This is a genomic window from Paenibacillus sp. DRB1-1 (assembly GCF_052119485.1).
Taxonomy (GTDB): domain Bacteria; phylum Bacillota; class Bacilli; order Paenibacillales; family Paenibacillaceae; genus Paenibacillus; species Paenibacillus polymyxa_B.
Genome location: NZ_JBODQH010000001.1, coordinates 687735 through 703801 on the forward strand (window position 1 = coordinate 687735; position 16067 = coordinate 703801).

Below are 16067 nucleotides of genomic sequence, written 5' to 3' on the forward strand. Positions count from 1 at the left end.
TTCTTTTTCCAATAAATTCCCGAAGATTTTTAGTAATAATTTTGTCAAAACGGATCATAATATGTTTACCACATCGCGAGGAGGTGAACAACAATGGCACAAGGAAACAATGGCAACTCCAACAACCTGGTAGTCAGCAGATCCTCCGGCGCTCTGGAGCAAATGAAATATGAAATCGCTCAAGAGCTGGGTATCAGCATTCCTCAAGATGGATACCAAGGTAACATGACTTCCTATGAGAACGGTTCGATCGGGGGCTACATCACAAAACGCCTCGTAACGATCGCCGAACAACAATTGGCAGGTCAATACCAATAATCGCGGTAATAATGCAGAAATAACAAGAAAAAGTGTATGGACGGGCTGCTAAAAACAGCCTGTCCTGCGCTTTTTTCATTTTAAAGCGAAAAGGCTCATCATGTCATTAACTTGTCATTTAAAAATCATTATAAATTTTCGTGTATTGCCTGTAGTAATAAATGACCCGCTGTACGTAATGTCGTGTCTCACCAAAAGGGATTTGCTTAATGGACTCTTCTTTTCCATCCCACACTCCCTTATCGAGCCACTCTTGAACTTTACCCGGCCCTGCATTGTAAGCAGCTACGATTGCTACAGGATTATCCTGAAACTTCACGGATAGGTTATGCAAATACCAGGTTCCCAGCTCAATATTGGTGCCAGGCTCGTGCTTGACACTGTCCAGCGGAACCTTTTGAATCTGGGCGCTGTCCATAATCCAATTTGCTGTATTCGGCATAATCTGCATCAGGCCTAGTGCACCCTTATGCGATTGCTTGCTGGTTTTAAAATTGGTTTCTACGCGGATAATAGACGCCACCAAAAATGGGTCCACTTCATACGTTTGTGAATACTGCCGAATCTCATCCTTATATTGAATCGGATAGAACCAAGACATCCAATTTGAATTGAGGAACAGAATCAGGACAAACCCGACAAACAAAGTGAGCAGGACTCTTTTCTTTCGCAAAATATTCATGCAAGTCCCTTCCGCTGCCAAAATTGATCAATTTGTCGTTTCGTCTCAGACTGTGTTCCGCTATTATCGATAACGATATCGGCCAAGTTTTTCTTTTGTTCAATATCCATTTGTGCGGACAGCCGAAGTCCAGCTTGCTCCTCCGTCAGACCGTCTCTGAGCATCAGACGCTGGAGCTGAATATCACGTGGTACGTACACAACCATAATTTCCTCGTACAAGCTCTCCAGCCCGGACTCGTACATTAACGGGATATCTGCCAGAACAAGCTTGTCCGGCTGTTCCCGTTCATATGCTTCCATACGCAGTCGCATTTCCTCACGAATAGCAGGATGTGTAATATCGTTAAGTGCCTGCCGCTGAGCAGGGTCTCCGAATACAATCTCACCCAGTTTTTTGCGATGCAGGGTTCCGTCACTGTTCACTATAGCTTGTCCAAAATGCTGTATGACCGCCGCCAGCACCGGATGCCCCGGAAGCATCACTTCCCGGGCAATGGCATCTGCGTCGATCAGCAGCGCACCTTTGGCGACCAAAAGAGCCGACACGGTGCTTTTTCCGGTAGCAATACCTCCGGTTAATCCGATATTCATGCTCTTTCACCTCATAACAGCTTCAATATGCCCATCATAATCAGTAATAATGCCGGCAATACACCCAGCGCCTTCATAAATCGAAATGCTGATAGAAAGAAGCCTGCCTTCATCCCTGCAATCAAAAATGTTCCACTGAATAACGTAATAGCCAGCGCAGTAGACAGTGGCTGAAAACCAAGCATAGCTGCCCCTAATCCCGCTCCGAACGCATCGACCGATAATGCAATACCCAGCCAAACCGCTTCGGTAGCAGATATACTGCCGGAACGGTCCATGTCCGCAGCAGACGGGCTTCGAAGAATCCGAATAACAAGTCCCCATTTGCGGAACTCCAGAGAAAATAGCGTTCGCTCCTGCTGCTCTATAGAAGCTTCTGCCGACAGATCTTTTCTTGAGCTAAGGAAAGACTCTGTATCAGCATCCTCTATACTCTTCTTCTCTCCAAGAACAGATCTGCTCACTGGCTCAGTCTGTTCTGTAAGAAGCAGCCCCCGAGAGGCCTCCGCTGAATCCTCTAGCGAATCCTCTTTGCGGTGCAGAGCTTGAAACAAAGAGTAACAACCGATACAGATCAGGATGACAGCGCCGAAAACGGTTGTATATACAGGAGACAGGACACGAGATAGTAATGCGCCCAATTGCATGGATATGCCAATCACCAAACCTGAACATACAGAGATGATAGCAATCGACAACAGTGGAATTTTCATTTTGCGCAGACCATATGTAACACCGACTCCGAAACTGTCCAAACTTAGCGCAAATGCCAGTAACAGCAGGGCTCCCCAATGATTAGCCACTCCAATTCCCTCCCATTGCGAAGGCAGGGCCTTTTAACAACCGAAACCCTCCGCAGTATTGGTACTTGGAACAATATATGAGAGGGATGGGCTTGGGGTGACTGTGCCTGTTTAGCGCAGAGGTTGGCAGACCGGACAATGATGTGTGCCACGTCCGGCTACGACAGATTTTTCGATCAATGTGCCACAGTTAATGCAAGGCTTCGCGTTACGTCCATAGATTTGCAATTGATGCTGAAAGTCGCCCGTTTTGCCCTGTCCATTAACGAACGATTTAATGGACGAGCCTCCAACCTGAATCGACGCACCCAGCGTGGAGACAATAGCTTCATGCAAGACATGAAATTGGCTATCCGTTAGGCTTTTGGCTGGCTGTGCTGGATGAATCCCCGCCTTAAACAACGATTCATCTACATAAATATTCCCGATGCCCACCACATATGACTGGTTTAACAGCGCTGCCTTGATCGAAGTCGAACGAGTTCCAACAGCAGCACGCAGCATTTCCGGTGTAAAGGCCTCGTCCATCGGTTCCAAACCAAGCTTGTTCAGCGGCTTTTCCAGCAAATCCTGTCCTGCCGGAAATAAGTGCATCGTGCCAAACTGGCGCACATCCTGATAACGCAGCTCCGTACCATCTTTAAAATGAAAGATGACATGGGTATGCTTTTCCACAGGATCATGTTGTGAATACAATCCATATCGCCCTTCCATTCGAAGATGGGAGACCAACACCAGCCCGTCCAGCAAAATCCGCAGAAACTTTCCGCGTCTCTCCACCCCTGTAATCCGGTGATCGGCCAATTCCATCGCAAAAGCATGGATATCATCGGGCCGTTGAATGATCCGCGGTAAATTAACGGTGACATGATCTATATGTTTATCAACGATAAGCTCGTTTAGCGTTCGTTTAATTGTTTCTACTTCCGGTAATTCCGGCATGATGTCTTCACCTCACCCTATATTATAACGGAAGCAACGTCAAATTGGGACTATCTACTCATTGAAATATCTTACTTGGCCTCATACCAATTGCTTCCATAGCTTACTTCGGCTTTGAGCGGCACAGCCAGCTTTAATGCAGCTTCCATGGTAGCCGGGACAAGCTCTTTCATCGTTTCCATTTCCTCAGGCGGAACCTCGAACACAAGCTCATCATGTACTTGGAGCAGCATTCTGCTGCGAAGATTACGTTCACGTAGCACCTTATCCATCTGTACCATCGCCAACTTGATAATATCGGCAGCGGTACCTTGAATCGGCGTATTCATCGCTGTACGCTCAGCGAATGAACGCAGGTTGAAATTACTGGCGTTAATCTCCGGTAAATAGCGTCTGCGTTCCAACAGCGTTTTTACGTAGCCGTCCCGCTTCGCATCCTTCACAATATCATCCATGTAACGGCGAACGCCTTGGAACACATCAAAATACTGGTCGATAAAGCGAGCCGCTTCCTTCCGCGTAATATTCAAATTTTGTGACAGACCATAATCACTGATTCCGTAGACAATCCCAAAGTTGACTGCCTTCGCAGAACGCCGCATGTTGGAGTCCACATCTTCCGCTGCTACACCAAACACATCGGATGCGGTCTTGGTATGGATGTCCATATCGTGGACAAAGGCTTCCTTCAAACGTTCATCATCCGAAATATCAGCCAGCACTCGCAGCTCAATCTGTGAGTAGTCGGCCGCCAAAATAGACCAGCCCGGTTCGGACGGAACAAACACTTTGCGGATTTTACGACCCTCTTCAAGACGAATCGGAATGTTTTGCAAATTCGGAAATTGACTGCTCAAACGTCCAGTTGCTGCAACCGTCTGCCGGAAATACGTATGCACCTTACCCGTTTTCTCCGAAATTTCTTTCAGCAATCCTTCGACATACGTCGATTGGAGTTTGGCAATTGTACGGTACTGCAAAATGTTTTGTACAATATCATGATAGGGGGCCAGCTTTTCCAGAACCTCTGCATCAGTCGAGTAACCCGTTTTCGTCTTTTTAATGACAGGCAAACCCAGTTTATCAAACAAAATCTCACCCAACTGCTTGGGCGAATTTAGATTGAACTCTACTCCGGCAATACTGTAGATTTCATCCACCAACGTTGCAATCTGGGCTTCAAATTCTTTCCCCAAAGCGCGTAGTTCTTCTACGTTCACCAAAATACCCTGCTTCTCCATATCCGCCAAAATGCGGGACAACGGCATCTCCAGCTCATGAAACAGCTTATGCATTTCCGTTTTTTCCAGCTCAGCCTGCTGCACAGGCACCAAAGCTTCAATCACCGCTGCCTTACGCGCCACATGATCGGACAGTACATCCACGTCAGGGACTTTATATTTTGCTCCTTTGCCGAACACTTCTTCGTCTGGACGGATCGAAGACAAGCCATATTTGGCTGCCAATCCGCTCAATGTCTGGTTTGCATCGGTTGGGTCCAGCAAGTACCCTGCCAGTTGCACATCAAACTCGGCACCTGCAAACTCAATTCCATGCCAGTGTAAAGCCAAATCCGTTCGATGCAGATCATGACCGCGTTTTTTGCGTTCAGGGTCAGCAAGCCATGCGCGAATAGGTGTAGCTGCATCGCTTTGCAGTACATCCAGTGTCATAAAAAACTGCTGTCCCGTTGCGGCAAATATCAGACCTACGATGTCAGCATGATGCGGATTATCACCATGCGTCTCAACATGCAGCACATCCACACGATCCAACACTTCTACCAATTCGCTAATTCGCTGCTCATCCAGGACTGTTACGTCAGCCGCGGCTTCCTCTACGTCTACCCCAGTACTGCCAACCTCACCTGAAAAGGATAAACGCTCCAGCAAGGACTTGAACTCCAGCTTCGCCAGAGCTGGCCCGGCTGTTTCTGCTTGCAGCCCGCCGAAGGCCACATCATCCAGCTGCTTGTCCAACGTTACATCCCGATAAATGGTCGCTAAATCTTTGCTCATTCGCGCGTCGTCAGCATGTGTCTCTACGCGTTCTTTCATTTTGCCCTTCAGCTCATTCGTGTGCGCCAGCACTTCTTCGACTGAACCGTATTGATGCAGCAGCTTGAGCGCTGTTTTTTCACCCACCCCGGGAATACCAGGAATATTATCCGACGTATCGCCCATCAGACCCTTAAGATCAATAATTTGCAGCGGCTTTAGGCCATATCGTTCCTGAATTTGCTCAGGTCCATACGTCTCCACCTCAGTAACCCCTTTGCGGGTCAAGCCGACTGTGACATGATCTGAAGCCAATTGAAGCATATCCTTGTCCCCGGTCACGACCAGTACATTAAAACCGGCTTCGTCTGCTGTCTTGGACAGGGTGCCTATAATATCGTCCGCCTCATAGCCATCCAGTTCAAACTGAGCAATGCCGAAAGCGGTCAATAGCTCTTTCAGCAACGGAAATTGCTGGGACAGCTCTGGCGGTGTTTTCTCCCGTCCACCTTTGTAATCCTCGTATCCTTTATGGCGAAACGTTATTTTACCGGCATCGAAGGCAACCAGAATATGTGTTGGTTTGTGCTCCTCCAAGAGCCGCAATAACATCGTCGTAAATCCGTACACCGCGTTCGTCTGCTGCCCGCTCGAATTCGTTAACGGTGGCATAGCAAAAAACGCCCGGTAAATGATACTGTTACCATCTATAAGCATGAGTTTATCCATTTAGCACCTCGCAAGTTCATCAATGCATTCGTAACGTTCTTACGTTTTACGCATTCCTCTTCCTATCTTAACATACAAGACTCCTTTTTCAGAAAAAAACGGCTGCTTCCTAACCAAATTTGCCTTTTGCTCAAAGACAAGTCTGGGTCAGAAACAACCGCTATATACCTGAATGCTCTACTGGTTCAAATCTGGCCTCTCCCCTGTCACGAGATATACAGTGCTTTCACCGATATTCGTAGCATGGTCACCAATTCGTTCAATGTATCGTCCTACAAGCAGTTGCAGCATAGCTTGTGAAGCCTCTGCCGGCTTTTCTACCATAAAGGCGTACAGATCGCTGATCATGTGGCTATACATGGAATCCACACGATCATCCTCTTTGGCCATTTTGTAGGCCAGATCTGTATTTTCATCCAAATAGGATTTGATCGCATCATCTATCATTTCTTTAACAATGGAAGCCATGTGCGGAATATCCACCAAAGGCTTAATGATCTGCTGCCCTTCCAAACGAAGTGTCACCTTGGCAATATCAAGTGCCAAATCGCCCATTCGTTCCAGATCACTGGAAATTTTAAATGCAACAATGATCCGGCGCAAATCCTTCGCTACCGGTTGCTGGGTAATAATGAGCTTGGAACCCATATCGAGAATATTCTCTTCCAGCGTATTGAGGGATGCATCATTTTTGACCACCTGCTGAGCCAATTCTATATTTTTGGTCTGCAAACATTCAATGGCCTGATCGAGCGCCTTCGAAACGTGTGCACCCATTTCGCGCAGTACGGCTCTCAGTTCATCTAACCCTTCATCAAAACCTTTTCTACGTATCATTTCGAAGTCACCCCTTCTGGCATATTCATCTGGTAGGCTTTAGCCAAATCGCCCTGAAATATAATCTTCTGTACGTGAATCTTGCGGCGTGGAAAACATAATCTCTGTATCCGCCGCTTCTACCACAACACCATTCAAAAAGAACGCAGTTCGACCGGACACACGCGCTGCCTGATGCATGTTATGCGTCACCATGACGATGGTATATGTGTCTCGTAATTCCTGAACCAGTTCTTCAATTTTCATCGTGGAGATCGGATCTAGCGCAGATGTCGCCTCGTCCATCAGCAAGATATCTGGTTGTACGGCAAGCGCCCGGGCAATGCACAACCGCTGCTGTTGTCCACCGGACAAGCTCAGAGCTGAACGCTTCAGAAAGTCCTTGACCTCTTCCCAGAGTGCCGCCTGCCGTAGGCTTTGCTCGACCAATTCGTCCAACTTGTCCTTTTGCCGAACTCCATGCAGACGTGGGCCGTAGGCCACGTTATCATAAATCGATTTGGGAAATGGGTTAGGCTGTTGAAAAACCATTCCCACCTGCTTACGCAGAGTTTCTACTTCCATAGTATCGCCGTATATATCCTGACCTGCGATACTCACGGTGCCTTCAATACGCGTTCCCGGTATCATGTCATTCATCCGGTTCAGCGTACGCAGCAGGGTCGATTTGCCGCAGCCGGACGGGCCGATAAAGGCAGTTACCGTTTTTTCAGGAATATCGAGGTTTATATGTTTCAGCGCGTGAAATTTCTCATAATATAAATTCAGCTTATCAATCCGGATTACGGAATCATTCATGGATTTATGATCTCCTTCGTGTTGCAGTTATGATCCTCAAGCATTGCACCTGATTTGCACAATATGAAGATTATATAAGCTGTGTGTAAATTTAGTGTGGTGGATTTGTTAACGGTATGTAAAATGATCAAGAACTTAGCATGAGCTCAAGCTCCTGTGCAATTTCGGCTGCATTCAAAGCCGCTTCCTCTGCGGAATGGGCCATTTCGCTGTTTTTGGCTTCAATTTCATCGACAGCCTGCAATAGTTTGGAGAAAGTTTGTGTTCCAGCAGAAATATATTGAGAGCCTGTATGAATCTGCTGCATACTCGTATCCGTCAGTTCAGCAGTGTCACGCAGCATCTGCTCGATATGGGTGAGTAAGCTTGTAATCTGCGTGGAAAAAGCTTTCGTCTGGAGTGACATATTCCGCACCTCCTGAGACACAATCTGGAAGCCTCGTCCGTGTTCGCCAGCATGCGCCGCTTCAATGGACGCATTGATCGCCAGCAGTCCGCTTTGATCTGCCAGTGCACGAATGGATGAGGCCATGCCCGCAATGTCATTCAGCGATTGGGTCAGCGCCGTCATCTGCTCATGCTGGCGCTTCATTTGCTCCGTGACCGCACGATAGGAGAGAAAAACATCCTCCAATTCTACTTTGCCACGGCGGGATAATTCACTCATTGAGCGGGTTAGCCGCACACTGTCATCGGCCTCTTTAGCTGCATCCAGCACGGTCAGCTGAATACGCTGGACCCCGTCATAGCTATGCCGAATCACATCGCCCCGCTCTTCGTCCGCTTCTCTTTGCATTCGCTGCACGACGGACAGGATATCTCGAATCGTGAGTACGCCGAGTAATCGTGTGCCTTCCTTAACCAACACACAATCGTAAAAACGCTGTTCTTCGCGCAACATCGCCAGTTCCACAATGTCCGATGCCCGGCTTTTCAAATCCACAATTAAGGTATCGGGGTCAGCGAATATGGCCGCAGGCTTGTCATAGAACAACGCCGCAGCAAATCTGCCGGTAAAATGGCGATTATACGCATCTCTCATAATAATGCCCAGCGGAAGATCATTTTTATCCACAACAATAACACAAGGTATATCTTCCTGTGTTTTCATAAGTGCTAATAGTTCTTTACAAGACATGTCCGTACCAATGATCGGAACCTCCCGGCATGGCACATAGGTAGTAATCGGCTTGTATGCTTCACGTTCAATCACGGCAGTGGAACTCGGCTGGGTCTTTGGTTCCGTTATCATCGTTCTGAAGTCCCCTTTTTTTAACTACTTGGAGTGACGGGAACATCATATCGGTCATTTGTTGATTCTAGCGACTAGTTTTGTTAACGAAATGTAAAATCACGAAATGGACACAAAAGTCGCCGGACACTGCCATGGATAAAGAAAAACGCTCCTCATTTATAATAAATGAGAAGCGCTTCTTTTTTTATTTACAACCAGCTTGTACCCCACTCCACGGATCGAATCAATATGAACCGAGTCGGGATCTAGCTCCAGCTTTTTACGTAAGGAACTGACGTGCACATCCACGGTCCGTTGACCGCCAATGTAGTCAAAACCCCAAACAGCATTCATCAGATCATCCCGGGTCAATACAACCCCCGGCTTGCGAGACAAATAAAGAAGTACCTCAAATTCCTTTGGTCTGAGGCTGATGGACTGACCTCCAAGAATGACTTCATATTTTTCGGGGTAAATCTCCAGCTCGCCCAATTGAATTTTGGAGCTATCTTTCTGATCAGACAACACTCCTTCATCCCCGCCGGAAGTTCTTCGCAGCACAGCCGTCACGCGGGCCAACAGCTCAGAAACGCCAAAAGGCTTCGTGATGTAATCATCCGCACCCGACTTCAGCCCTTGGACAACCTCGGCTTCACCGTTTTTGGCTGTTAAGATAATGATAGGCGTCGTCAGCCCTTGATGGCGAAGTCTGCTCAGAATGTCCAGTCCGTTCATTCCTGGCAGCATCAAATCCAGCAGGATCAAATCGTAGGACTCTCTGGAGGCTTTTTCAAAACCGGCACTGCCATGATCCTCCGTGTCCACTTCGAAGCCTTCTTGTATCAAATTGTAGGATAGCAATCTGGCAAGCGTTGGTTCATCCTCAATAACCAGCAAGCGTTGTCCCATAAATAACTTCATCTCCTGTTTACCTGTTAAAGGCGCATTGGTCAAAATCCTGAAACCTTTTTCATACTCATGCGACACCCGTTTATTTTATCACGGCATTGTTAACAGAATGTAAAAAATGTTCTAGTTCATTCTTCCTGTTGCAATAGCGGTAATTCAACTGTAAATGTGGTACCCAATCCAAGCTCACTTTCCACCGAAAGGGTGCCATGATGCAAATCGACCAAGTGTTTGACGATCGACAATCCCAGCCCCGTTCCGCCAGAGTTGCGCGAGCGTCCTTTGTCCACCCGGTAAAAGCGCTCAAAGATACGTGGCAGGTCCTTCTTCGGAATTCCAATACCTGTATCACTGACTGTAAATACGACCTTTTCCGTGTCATTCTCCCGCTGTATTGTTAGAACCTTAATCTTTACCTTGCCACCATCAAGTGTATAGTTGATGCCATTAGACAAAAGGTTCAGGAAAATCTGCTGAAGCTTATCTTCATCTGCCTCCATAAACAACTCATCCGGGATATCCATGTGTAGCGTAATTCTTTTTTTGGCCGCAACATTGTTCAGTTTTTCCAGCAATGATTCTATGAACGACGAAACGTGCACTGGCGAGCAATCCAGCGGAGAACGCTTGGATTCAATTTTGGATAGCTCCAGAATGTCACCGATCAGCCGATTCAATCGTTCGCTTTCATCATATATAATTTGCAAAAATGAACGGGCCGTCTCTTCATCTTTAACCCCGCCACCGAGTAACGTCTCGGCAAAGCCCTTGACCGCGGCAATCGGTGTTTTTAGCTCATGAGAAACGTTAGCCACAAATTCGCTCCGCATATTTTCCAACCGTCGAATGGCCGTAATATCCTGTAAAAGGAACAGCATCCCGCGGTATCCGCCTTCATCCTCATACATCGGGACACCGTCCAGCAACACGAGTCTCTCCTCGGGATTGTACAAATGAACCTCACCATGCAACCTCTCTCGGCTTTGTATGCTGCCCTCAATTAGCTTTGTGAGCTCATAGTGCTTCTTCAGCTCATGATACGGCTTGTCCGTCACCCGTTTACCCACGACACCTAGCATTCGCTCAGACTCACGATTTACAAGCGCAATACACTCACTTGCGTCAATCATTAGAATCCCGCCTGTCATATTACTCATAACGCTCTGGAGGAGATCCTCATTGTCACGTATCGTTTTCATTTGGTTTTGGAGACTGTCAGCCATACGATTAATGGCTTCACCCAATTGCCCTACCTCATCCCGGCGCTGTACACCGACTCTTGCGTCATAATCCAGCCCTGATATGCGGTTGGCTACCCCTGTAATATGTTCAATAGGCGAGGTCAGACTGCGAGCAATACGATAGCTCACCAATCCGGCAGCAATAAACAGCAGCACAAGACCAATCCCGATGGCCGTCCAGCCGCGTTGCACTCCCTCCTCCACCGCTTTAAGGCTCATGGACAAACGGATATACCCGTCAAAGCCCTTGTCCGATACAACAGGTTCAGCGACGTATAGCATGTTTCGTTGCAGAGTTTCGCTGTAGCGTATTGTCCGACCGATTCCTTCCGCCGTGGCTTGCCGTATTTCATCACGTGATGCGTGGTTTTCCATCTTACGCGGATCACTTAACGAATCGCCAACCACCGTCCCGTCCTTGCGAATGAAGGTCACCCGCGATTCTGTCAGACGAGCAATTTCCTTCGCCTTTTGAGAATAATAAGAGACATAATCCGTGCTGGACAGGGCATCTGCATTTACAAAAGGGAATGTAGCGCGAAGCAGGTCGATCTCCCGTCCCATATTCTCCTCTAGCACCTTCATATTCGAATTTTTAAAAATTTGTCCCATCGTGATTCCAGCAGCAAGGACAGATACGCCAATCAAAATCAGCATGATCAGGGTAAGCCTGAAACGAAACGATTTCATAAAATATGCCCATCCTTTATGTAGGTTAAGTCTCATTCTACAGGCTACCTTCATTATGTTCCACTGTGAAAAGAAAAAAAGGCCAGGGCATAACACGGCCCCAGCCTTACCTTTATCCTCTTATCCGTTTATAACTTCACCGCCATTGATATGAATAACCTGCCCGCTTACATATGAAGAATCATCAGAAGCAAGGTACACATAGGCTGGCGCCAATTCTTCCGGCTGACCCGGACGCTTCATTGGCTGTGCTCCTCCAAACTCGCTGACCGTCTTGGCATCAAATGTAGACGGGATTAACGGCGTCCAGATTGGCCCTGGTGCTACAGCGTTCACCCGAATACCTTGATCCGCCAAATTGAGTGAAAGGGAACGAGTAAAGGATGTGATTGCCCCTTTGGTCGATGAATAATCAATGAGTGTCTTGTTCCCAGCGTACGCGGTAATCGATGTTGTGTTGACGATAGTGCTCCCTTTCTTCAAATGCGGCAATGCTGCTTGCGTCAGGAAGAACATACCGAAAATGTTCGTACGGAAAGTGCGCTCCAACTGTTCTTTGGTGATATCCTCCAGCTTTTGCTGTGGATGCTGCTCTGCCGCATTGTTCACGACAATGTCGAGCTTGCCCAGCTCGTGAACCGTCTGTTGAACCGCTTTTTTGGCAAATTGGTCATCTCCGATATCGCCAGGAATCAACACGCATTTGCGTCCCTCCTGCTCTACCTGACTTTTTGTTTCTTCCGCGTCCTTATGCTCATTCAAGTAGATGATAGCTACGTCCGCACCTTCTTTGGCATACGTGACAGCTACAGCCCGTCCAATTCCACTGTCTCCACCAGTAATAAGTGCAACTTTACCTGTTAGCTTGCCAGCGGCTTTGTAAGTTGGTTTTTCAAACTGGGGTGCAGGCGACATTTTGGACTCAATCCCCGGTTGCTGGTCCTGATGCTGTGGGGGCAAAGTTTGCTGAGGTTGATTACTTTTAGGCATTATACATTCTCCCTTCAAAATCAGATATTTTTTTAGGATGCAACAATTGCATCCACTCTACTCCTGATTTACCACACAAAGTTATTCGTTAAACGAAAAAGAAAAATGTAGTTATTGAGCGCACAAAAAAAACGGCCTATGCTTATTCAGCACAGACCGTTTTTTCACTTAGCATTTGTCATCATTCGATTATAGGCTCTCACCAAATGCATAATTAAATAATATGGCTGTATACCATTAAAAACGTAATTAAAATCAGGAAGACGGCAAGCAGTGTACTGAACATTCGCATTTTGCCAGCGTATTGCGTAATAGGCTGTTGGCTACGAATCGCTTCCAACGACAGCCGTAACGGCTTACCCATGGCTCCTGCGATACCAGAAATGGCGAGAAACAACAGCAAAACGACAACGATCCATGCTACCGAATAAGAACCCCAGGGAAAAATCATATAGATACCGCTAACAAGCACAAGAATCAATGCAAATTGAGCCAACCGGTTCAATAGCTGAACAGCCGATATCGTTCCTTCCTGCACGCTAGGAGCCAATTTGTCGATTTTGCCCACAACGAAGGGGAGCAATAAATAAAAACCCATCGCCAGTGATCCAATAATGTGAATAAAAAACATTCTTTACAACCTCCATTTCTTTGTTTTCTCACAAACTCTTTTTCCATAGAACGATCATATTCCAACAAATGACTACCATCTTTTCAGTGTTTTGGGACATGCTTTTCTATGCCAGGATTTTGCAAAATCCTCATGTAACTATCAATACATATGAACTCTATTATACCGGGGAAGTGGGTCAAAGCAAAGGAATAAGGAAGAAAACGAATAGATTACTTAAAAATAAAAAGAGGTGTCCGGCGGCCATGACTATGGCTTGGGACACCTCTTCAAGTAAAAGTACACCGTTTTAGTAGAAAATTGAATCTATACGGTAACTATTTTAATCACACTGCGGACCGATTCGGCGGATTGATCGAGCGCTGCTTTTTCTTCGGCTGTCAATTCCAACTCGAACACTTTTTCGATGCCATTGCCGCCAAGAAGTGTCGGTACGCCAAGGAATAAATCCTGGTAGCCGTACTCTCCCTCCAGGTAGGCAATGACCGGAATAATCCGTTTTTTATCTTTTACAATCGCTTCTGTCATCTGTGCAAGCGAAGCTGCCGGAGCATAATATGCGCTACCATTACCCAACAGGTTAACGATCTCTCCGCCACCTCCACGTGTACGTTGTACGATCGCTTCGATACGTTCCTGCGAAATCAGGGTTTCGATAGGTATACCTCCAACGCTGGAATAGCGTACCAAGGGCACCATATCATCACCGTGACCACCCATAACGAAGCCGCGCACGTCTTCGACGGAAACGTTCAGTTCTTGTGCAATAAAGGTACAATATCGCGCTGTATCCAGCACACCTGATTGGCCAATAACCCGATTTTTCGGGAACCCAAGCGTTTGATAGGCAGTAAAGGTCATAGCATCTACCGGATTACTCAGAATAATGACGATAGAATCCGGCGCATACTTCTTCACGTTCTCACAAACGGATTTTACAATTCCTGCGTTCGTATTTACCAAATCATCACGGCTCATACCCGGCTTGCGTGCAATCCCGGCTGTAATAATGACGATATCCGAGTTAGCTGCATCCTCGTAATTGGAAGTGCCCGTGATCTGGCTGTCAAATCCCTGTACCGGACCGGCCTCCAAAATATCAAGCGCCTTGCCTTTGGTCGGATTCTCTAGTTGCGGAATATCGATGAGCACGATATCACCTAGCTCCTTTTGAGCCAGCAGCAATGCGGTAGTGGCACCGGTAAAACCGGCGCCAACAATGGATATTTTTTTACGTTGAATGGACAAGTGGTATTCCCCTTCCTTACAGGTTACTAATAATGGTATCTGCGAACTCGGAGCATTTCACTTGTGTAGCACCATCCATCAGACGAGCAAAGTCATAAGTTACAATCTTCTTATTAATGGACGTCTCCAGCCCTTTGTAGATCAGGTCAGCCGCTTCTTTCCAACCCAAGTGTTCAAGCAACATTACGCCCGACAGAATTACGGAACCAGGGTTCACTACGTCTTTGTCGGCGTATTTTGGAGCTGTACCATGTGTAGCTTCAAAGATAGCATGCCCTGTTACATAGTTAATGTTTGCACCTGGCGCAATACCAATTCCACCAACTTGGGCAGCAAGAGCATCGGACAGATAGTCCCCGTTCAGGTTGAGCGTAGCAATCACATCAAATTCAGAAGGACGAGTCAGTACTTGCTGAAGTGCAATATCAGCAATCGCATCCTTGATAATGATTTTGCCTGCATCTTCAGCTGCTTTTTGAGCTGCATTTGCCGCATCCTCACCGTCTTTTTCCTTGATTACATCATATTGAGCCCAAGTAAATACTTTATCTGCAAATTCTTCCTCAGCCACTTCATAACCCCAGTTTTTGAAGGCACCCTCGGTAAATTTCATAATGTTACCTTTGTGTACGAGCGTTACACTCTTGCGTCCGTGGTCAACAGCATACTGAATGGCTGCCCGTACCAGACGCTTTGAACCCTCGGAAGAAACTGGCTTAATTCCAATACCAGAGGTTTCAGGGAAACGGATTTTGTTCACACCCAGCTCTTGCTGGAGGAACTGAATAACCTTTTTCACGTCTTCGGACCCTTCAGCATACTCGATCCCCGCGTAAATATCTTCTGTGTTCTCACGGAAAATAACCATGTCTACCAATTCAGGACGTTTCACTGGAGAAGGAACACCGTTAAAATAACGAACAGGACGCAGACATACGTATAAATCCAGTTCCTGACGCAAGGCCACATTCAACGAACGGATACCACCGCCAATAGGTGTTGTAAGTGGACCTTTGATGGCTACAATATACTCACGGATGGCTTCCAAAGTATCGTTAGGGAGCCATTCGCCGTATGTATTGAAAGCTTTCTCACCAGCGAATACTTCATACCAGGCAATTTTTTTGCTGCCGTTATATGCTTTTTCTACAGCTGCGTCCAGTACGCGCTTGGAAGCTTTCCAGATGTCGCGACCCGTGCCGTCACCTTCGATAAACGGAATTACCGGATGGTTCGGAACCTGTAGTTGACCGTTATCAATTGTAATTTTTTCGCCTTCAGTTGGGAGCTCAAACTTTTCAAATTTCGCCATAAGTTCCTTTTCCTCCTCAGATATGAATGGGTACAGGACGAAAGACATGACCTTTATCACAGACAAAAACGTACATCTCTCGTCGTCCCCTCTATTGTACCTTATTTTTTAAA

At 46.8% G+C, this 16067-nt stretch carries 15 protein-coding genes; 1 reads left to right on the forward strand and 14 read right to left on the reverse strand.

Features of this window, described 5'->3' with window-relative positions; all coding sequences use genetic code 11:
• Window positions 1–93: 93 nt before the first annotated feature.
• Complete coding sequence (locus tag ACQW03_RS03115) at window positions 94–318, forward strand: alpha/beta-type small acid-soluble spore protein (protein ID WP_013309613.1); 225 nt, start codon at window positions 94–96, stop codon at window positions 316–318.
• A gap of 118 nt (window positions 319–436) precedes the next feature.
• On the opposite strand, the gene ACQW03_RS03120 is transcribed toward ACQW03_RS03115, so the two are convergent.
• The 14 genes from ACQW03_RS03120 to icd form a co-directional block, all read right to left on the reverse strand.
• The gene (locus ACQW03_RS03120) at window positions 437–1000 is read right to left on the reverse strand and encodes a lytic transglycosylase domain-containing protein (protein WP_025721988.1); all 564 of its coding nucleotides are present in this window, start codon (window positions 998–1000) and stop codon (window positions 437–439) included.
• Window positions 997–1593 (reverse strand): dephospho-CoA kinase, encoded by a 597-nt coding sequence (gene coaE, locus ACQW03_RS03125; protein WP_023987927.1) that lies wholly within the window; start codon window positions 1591–1593, stop codon window positions 997–999. The genes ACQW03_RS03120 and coaE overlap by 4 nt, the downstream gene beginning before the upstream one ends.
• 11 nt (window positions 1594–1604) lie before the next feature.
• Window positions 1605–2396, reverse strand: a complete 792-nt coding sequence (locus ACQW03_RS03130; protein ID WP_076292500.1) for an MntP/YtaF family protein — start codon at window positions 2394–2396, stop codon at window positions 1605–1607.
• Window positions 2397–2507: 111 nt separating this feature from the next.
• Window positions 2508–3338 carry a DNA-formamidopyrimidine glycosylase gene (gene mutM / locus ACQW03_RS03135; RefSeq protein WP_076292499.1) on the reverse strand — a complete coding sequence of 277 codons (831 nt, stop codon included), beginning with the start codon at window positions 3336–3338 and terminating at the stop codon, window positions 2508–2510.
• Between the two features lie 71 nt (window positions 3339–3409).
• On the reverse strand, window positions 3410–6064 hold the full coding sequence (gene polA, locus ACQW03_RS03140) for a DNA polymerase I (protein WP_076292498.1): 2655 nt from the start codon (window positions 6062–6064) through the stop codon (window positions 3410–3412).
• 177 nt (window positions 6065–6241) lie between these two features.
• Window positions 6242–6901: a phosphate signaling complex protein PhoU gene (gene phoU / locus ACQW03_RS03145; protein ID WP_023987923.1), complete on the reverse strand. Its 660-nt coding sequence runs from the start codon at window positions 6899–6901 to the stop codon at window positions 6242–6244.
• Between the two features lie 39 nt (window positions 6902–6940).
• Window positions 6941–7699, reverse strand: coding sequence for a phosphate ABC transporter ATP-binding protein PstB (pstB, locus tag ACQW03_RS03150; RefSeq protein ID WP_441948213.1), 759 nt, complete (start codon window positions 7697–7699; stop codon window positions 6941–6943).
• Window positions 7700–7826: 127 nt separating this feature from the next.
• Entirely contained in the window at window positions 7827–8951 is a 1125-nt protein-coding gene (locus tag ACQW03_RS03155) for a methyl-accepting chemotaxis protein (RefSeq protein WP_441948215.1), read from the reverse strand.
• A 159-nt stretch (window positions 8952–9110) separates the two neighbouring features.
• Window positions 9111–9842, reverse strand: a complete 732-nt coding sequence (locus ACQW03_RS03160; protein WP_013309604.1) for a response regulator transcription factor — start codon at window positions 9840–9842, stop codon at window positions 9111–9113.
• Window positions 9843–9970: 128 nt separating this feature from the next.
• Window positions 9971–11773: a two-component system histidine kinase PnpS gene (gene pnpS / locus ACQW03_RS03165; RefSeq protein ID WP_025721995.1), complete on the reverse strand. Its 1803-nt coding sequence runs from the start codon at window positions 11771–11773 to the stop codon at window positions 9971–9973.
• A gap of 120 nt (window positions 11774–11893) precedes the next feature.
• On the reverse strand, window positions 11894–12763 hold the full coding sequence (locus ACQW03_RS03170) for an SDR family oxidoreductase (RefSeq protein ID WP_071640166.1): 870 nt from the start codon (window positions 12761–12763) through the stop codon (window positions 11894–11896).
• Between the two features lie 214 nt (window positions 12764–12977).
• Window positions 12978–13394, reverse strand: a complete 417-nt coding sequence (locus tag ACQW03_RS03175; RefSeq protein WP_023987918.1) for a hypothetical protein — start codon at window positions 13392–13394, stop codon at window positions 12978–12980.
• 306 nt (window positions 13395–13700) lie between these two features.
• On the reverse strand, window positions 13701–14642 hold the full coding sequence (gene mdh / locus ACQW03_RS03180) for a malate dehydrogenase (protein WP_441948218.1): 942 nt from the start codon (window positions 14640–14642) through the stop codon (window positions 13701–13703).
• Between the two features lie 16 nt (window positions 14643–14658).
• On the reverse strand, window positions 14659–15954 hold the full coding sequence (gene icd / locus ACQW03_RS03185) for an NADP-dependent isocitrate dehydrogenase (RefSeq protein WP_029516624.1): 1296 nt from the start codon (window positions 15952–15954) through the stop codon (window positions 14659–14661).
• Between the last annotated feature and the right edge of the window lie 113 nt (window positions 15955–16067).